4 protein-coding genes are annotated in these 4,137 nt (G+C 65.5%); all 4 read left to right on the top strand.

The features are described 5' to 3' along the window. Window positions 1-414: MmgE/PrpD family protein (locus VEG08_01040; protein HXZ26563.1), on the top strand; the 414-nt coding region annotated here is incomplete at its 5' end. A 3-nt stretch (window positions 415-417) separates the two neighbouring features. Beyond that, window positions 418-2,355 carry a homoaconitase gene (gene lysF, locus VEG08_01035; GenBank protein ID HXZ26562.1) on the top strand — a complete coding sequence of 646 codons (1,938 nt, stop codon included), beginning with the start codon at window positions 418-420 and terminating at the stop codon, window positions 2,353-2,355. A gap of 75 nt (window positions 2,356-2,430) precedes the next feature. Next, window positions 2,431-3,651 carry an isocitrate/isopropylmalate family dehydrogenase gene (locus VEG08_01030; protein HXZ26561.1) on the top strand — a complete coding sequence of 407 codons (1,221 nt, stop codon included), beginning with the start codon at window positions 2,431-2,433 and terminating at the stop codon, window positions 3,649-3,651. A gap of 58 nt (window positions 3,652-3,709) precedes the next feature. Further along, on the top strand, window positions 3,710-4,069 hold the full coding sequence (locus tag VEG08_01025) for a four helix bundle protein (protein HXZ26560.1): 360 nt from the start codon (window positions 3,710-3,712) through the stop codon (window positions 4,067-4,069). Window positions 4,070-4,137 lie beyond the last annotated feature (68 nt).

Genomic DNA, 4,137 nt, shown 5'->3' with positions numbered 1-4,137 from the left:
AAGGAGACCGCCGACCATTCCCTGCCCTACGTGATCGCGGCGGCGCTGGTGGACCGCCAGGTCACGCCCCTGCAGTTCACTCCGGAGAAGATCATGGACGCGGGCATCCGCGCGCAACTCAAGAAGGTGAAGGTGGTCGCCGATCCCGAGATCGAGAAGGTCTTCCCCGCGCTGCAGCGGGTGGTGGTCACGATCTGCACCACGGATGGTCGCGAGCTCACCAAGCAGCTCGACTATCCCAAGGGCGATCCGCGCAACCCGCTCTCTGACAAGGAAGTGGAGGAGAAGTTCGCGGCATTGGCCGCGGGCGTGCTGACGCCGGCGCGCCAGCGCCAGGTGATCGAGGCGGTGTGGAAGCTCGAGAAGCAAGGTTCCGTGAGTGACCTAATGCACATGCTCACAGCGGAAGCGTGACGAATGGCTCAAACGGTGGTCGAGAAGATCGCGCAGGCGCACCTGGCGGAGGGGCCGAAGCGGCCGCTGCGCGCGGGCGACTTCGTCTCCCTGCGCCCCCGCCACGTCATGACCCACGACAACACCTCGGCGGTGATGAAGAAGTTCCAGGCCATCGGCGCCGCCAAGATCCACGATCCCCGCCAGCCCGTCTTCGCCCTGGACCACGACATCCAGAATAAAGACGACGCCAACCTCGCCAAGTATCGTTCGATCGAAGCCTTCGCCCGCCAGCACGGCATCGATTTCTATCCTGCCGGCTTGGGCATCGGCCACCAGATCATGGTGGAGCGCGGCTATGTGCATCCGGGCGCACTGGTGGTGGCCTCGGACTCGCACTCCAACATGTACGGCGCGCTGGGCGCCCTGGGCACGCCGGTGGTGCGCACCGACGCCGCCGCCATCTGGGCCACCGGCGACTTCTGGTGGCAGATCCCGCGCACGGTGCAAGTCGTGCTCGAAGGCCGGCTGCCCGCAGGCGCGACCGGCAAGGACGTGATCATCGCGCTCTGCGGCCTCTATAGCGAAGAAGTGCTGAACGCGGCGGTGGAGTTCGCCGGGCCGGGCGTGGCCTCGCTCTCCATGGAGGCGCGCCTGACCATCGCCAACATGTCCACCGAGTGGGGAGCGTTGGTGGGCTGGTTCCCGGCGGACGCGGTCACGCTGGCATGGCTGCGGCAGCGGCGCGAGGCGCTGGCACGCGAGGGCGTGGAGCGCATCACGGAGAAAGATCTGGCGCGGTCGACGGCGAATCCGCCCGCGCCCGACCGCGATGCCATCTACGCCGCGCGCATCGCGCTCGATCTCGCGCAGGTGACGCCTCACGTCTCCGGGCCGGACACGGTGCAGGTGATGCAGCCAATGGCCCAGATCGAGCAGAAGCACGTCGCCATCCAGAAGGCCTACCTGCTCTCCTGCGTGAACTCGCGGATGGAAGACCTGGAAGCCGCCGCCTCCGCACTCGATGGCAAGAAGGTCGCGCCCGGCGTGAAGCTTTACCTGGGCGCGGCCAGCCGCTGGGTACAAGAGGAAGCCGAGCGCCGGGGCGTCTGGCAGAAGCTGGTCTCCGCGGGCGCGGTGCCCTTGCCCGCGGGCTGCGGGCCGTGCATCGGGCTGGGCGTGGGGCTGCTCGAGCCGGGCGAGGTCGGCGTCTCCGCCACCAACCGCAACTTCAAGGGACGCATGGGCTCGCGCGAGGCACGTTGCTACCTAGCCAGCCCGGCGGTGGTCGCGGCTTCGGCTGCGGCAGGCTACATCTGCGGGCCGGAGCCGGCGGTGTGCCGCGAGCTGGAGCGGAGTTATGTTGAGCTGGAGACGCGGGCAGAGATCGAGACCGTCGAGATCCTCCCCGGCTTCCCGAAGAAGATCCGCGGGCGCCTGATCTTCCTGCCCCAGGACGATCTGAACACCGACGGCATCTACGGCAAGGACTACACCTACCGCGACGACATGACGCGCGAGAAGATGGTCGAGGTGGTGATGGCCAACTACGATCCCCAATTCGCGGCGCGCGCGCAGGCGGGTGACGTGGTGGTGGGCGGCTTCAACTTCGGCACCGGCTCCAGCCGCGAGCAGGCGGTCACCGCGCTCCAGGCCAAGGGCATCCCGCTGGTCATCGCGGGCAGCTTCTCACAGACCTACCTGCGCAACGCCTTCAACAATGGATTCCTGTGTGTGGAGTTGCCGGCGCTGGTGCGACGGTTGCGCGCGCTGCTGGCCGCCGGCCCAGAAGAGAAGACGCTCATCCCCGACGATGAGATTGAGATTGACTTCACTAGCGGCACCGTCCGCTACCGTGGCGAGGAGTTCCGCTTTCCGCCGCTGGGCAGCGTGCCGCAGGCCCTGGTCATCGCTGGGGGTGTGGAGAAGCTGGTGACGAAGAGATTGCAGATTTTAGATTGAAGATTGCAGATTTGATCGCGACGGCGCACACAATCTGCAATCTGAAATCTTCAACCATCAATTCGGAGTGGAATCATGGCTCGTCCTACCATCGTGACCATGCCCGGGGACGGCATCGGCAACCAGGTGCTGCCCGAGGCGCTGCGCGTGCTGAAAGCGGTCGGCTTCGAAGCCGACTACGTCCACGGCGACATCGGCTGGGAGTTCTGGAAAAGTGAGGGCAATGCCCTGCCCGACCGCACCATCGCGCTGCTGGAGAAGCACAAGCTCGGCCTCTTCGGCGCCATCACCTCCAAGCCCAAGAAGGAGGCCGACGCCGAGGTCAGCCCGACGCTGCGCGGCCAGGGCTTCACCTACTACAGCCCCATCGTCACCATGCGGCAGCGCTTCGGCTTGGACATCTGCGTGCGCCCCTGCATCGGCTTTCCCGGCAATCCGCTGAACTTCATCCGCAAGAAGCCAGGCGGCGGCTTCGAAGAGCCCCAGGTCAACGTGGTGGTCTTCCGCCAGAACACCGAGGGCCTGTACTGCGGGGTGGAATGGACCGACCCGCCGCCGCCGGTGCGCGCGGCCCTGGCCTCGCACCCCAAGTTCAAGCCCTTCGCCGGGGTGAAGGGCGAGGACCTGGCGGTCTCAGTGCGGGTGATCACGCGCGCTGCCGCGCGCCGCATCTGCCGCGCCGCCTTCGGGCACGCCCAGCGCTTCGGCTACAAGTCGGTCACCATCTGCGAGAAGCCCAACGTGCTGCGCGAGACCAGCGGCATGATGGAAGAGGTGGCCAAAGAGGTCGCCCGCGAGTTCCCCGGCATCCCGCTGTGGTCCACCAACATCGACGCCCAGACCATGTGGCTGACCAAGAATCCGGAGGACTACGGCGTGGTGGTGGCGTCGAATCTCTTCGGCGACGTGATCTCCGACGCCTTCGCCGGGCTGGTGGGCGGGCTGGGCTTCGCCGCCAGCGGCAACATCGGCGAAGAGGTCGCGGTCTTCGAGCCCACCCATGGCTCCGCTCCCAAGTACGCCGAACTGGACCCGCCCATCGTGAACCCCATCGCCATGATCCTCTCGGCGGCCATGCTGCTCGACCACGTGGGCGAGCACGAGAAGGCGGAGCGCGTGCGCGCCGCCATCGCCGCCGTCATCCAGGAAGGCAACGTCCGGACCTACGACATGATGCGCATTCCGGGAGGCGCGAGGTCGATCGCCCTGGGAGCCGCCTCGACGACGCAGATGACGGACGCGATCCTTAGGAAGCTGGCCAGCATGAGGGTCGAGAGCGCGATGGCTGGCTCTTAGCCTTTAGCTTTTAGCCTTTAGCTCTTAGCTTGGGTCGGGTGGGGCGGGCTGAGGAGGAATGATGAGAAACTTCAAGGACTTGAAGGTTTGGGAAAAAGCACACCGGCTCACACTGGACTTGTACCGGACGACCAGATCGTTCCCACAAAACGAGCTTTATGGTCTGACTTCACAGATCCGCCGTGCATCTTGCTCGATCGGAGCGAACTTGGCCGAGGGATGCGGCCGCCTCAGCGATCCCGAGATGGGCCGCTTCCTCCAGATCGCCATGGGGTCCGCCAGCGAACTGGACTACCATCTGCTCTTGGCGAAAGACCTCGCGTTGCTCAGACCAGCCGATTACGATCGGCTCTCAGTGAACTTAGCCGAGGTTAGGCGAATGCTCACGTCACTGATTCAGAGGGTCAGAGCAGCATAAGCTAAGAGCTAAAAGCTAAGAGCTAAGAGCTTTCTATGGCCACGACAACGAATCTCGCAAAGACCGCC

The sequence above is a fragment of the Terriglobales bacterium genome, assembly GCA_035624475.1.
GTDB lineage: Bacteria > Acidobacteriota > Terriglobia > Terriglobales > Acidobacteriaceae > DASPRL01.
The sequence above is the reverse complement of the archived record's forward strand: the minus strand, read 5'-3'. Positions and strand labels throughout refer to the sequence as shown.

Coding starts and splice junctions, on each gene's coding strand:
- lysF (HXZ26562.1), top strand. CDS start 418: ATGGCTCAAACGGTGGTCGAGAAGATCGCGCAGGCGCACCTGGCGGAG.
- VEG08_01030 (HXZ26561.1), top strand. CDS start 2,431: ATGGCTCGTCCTACCATCGTGACCATGCCCGGGGACGGCATCGGCAAC.
- VEG08_01025 (HXZ26560.1), top strand. CDS start 3,710: ATGATGAGAAACTTCAAGGACTTGAAGGTTTGGGAAAAAGCACACCGG.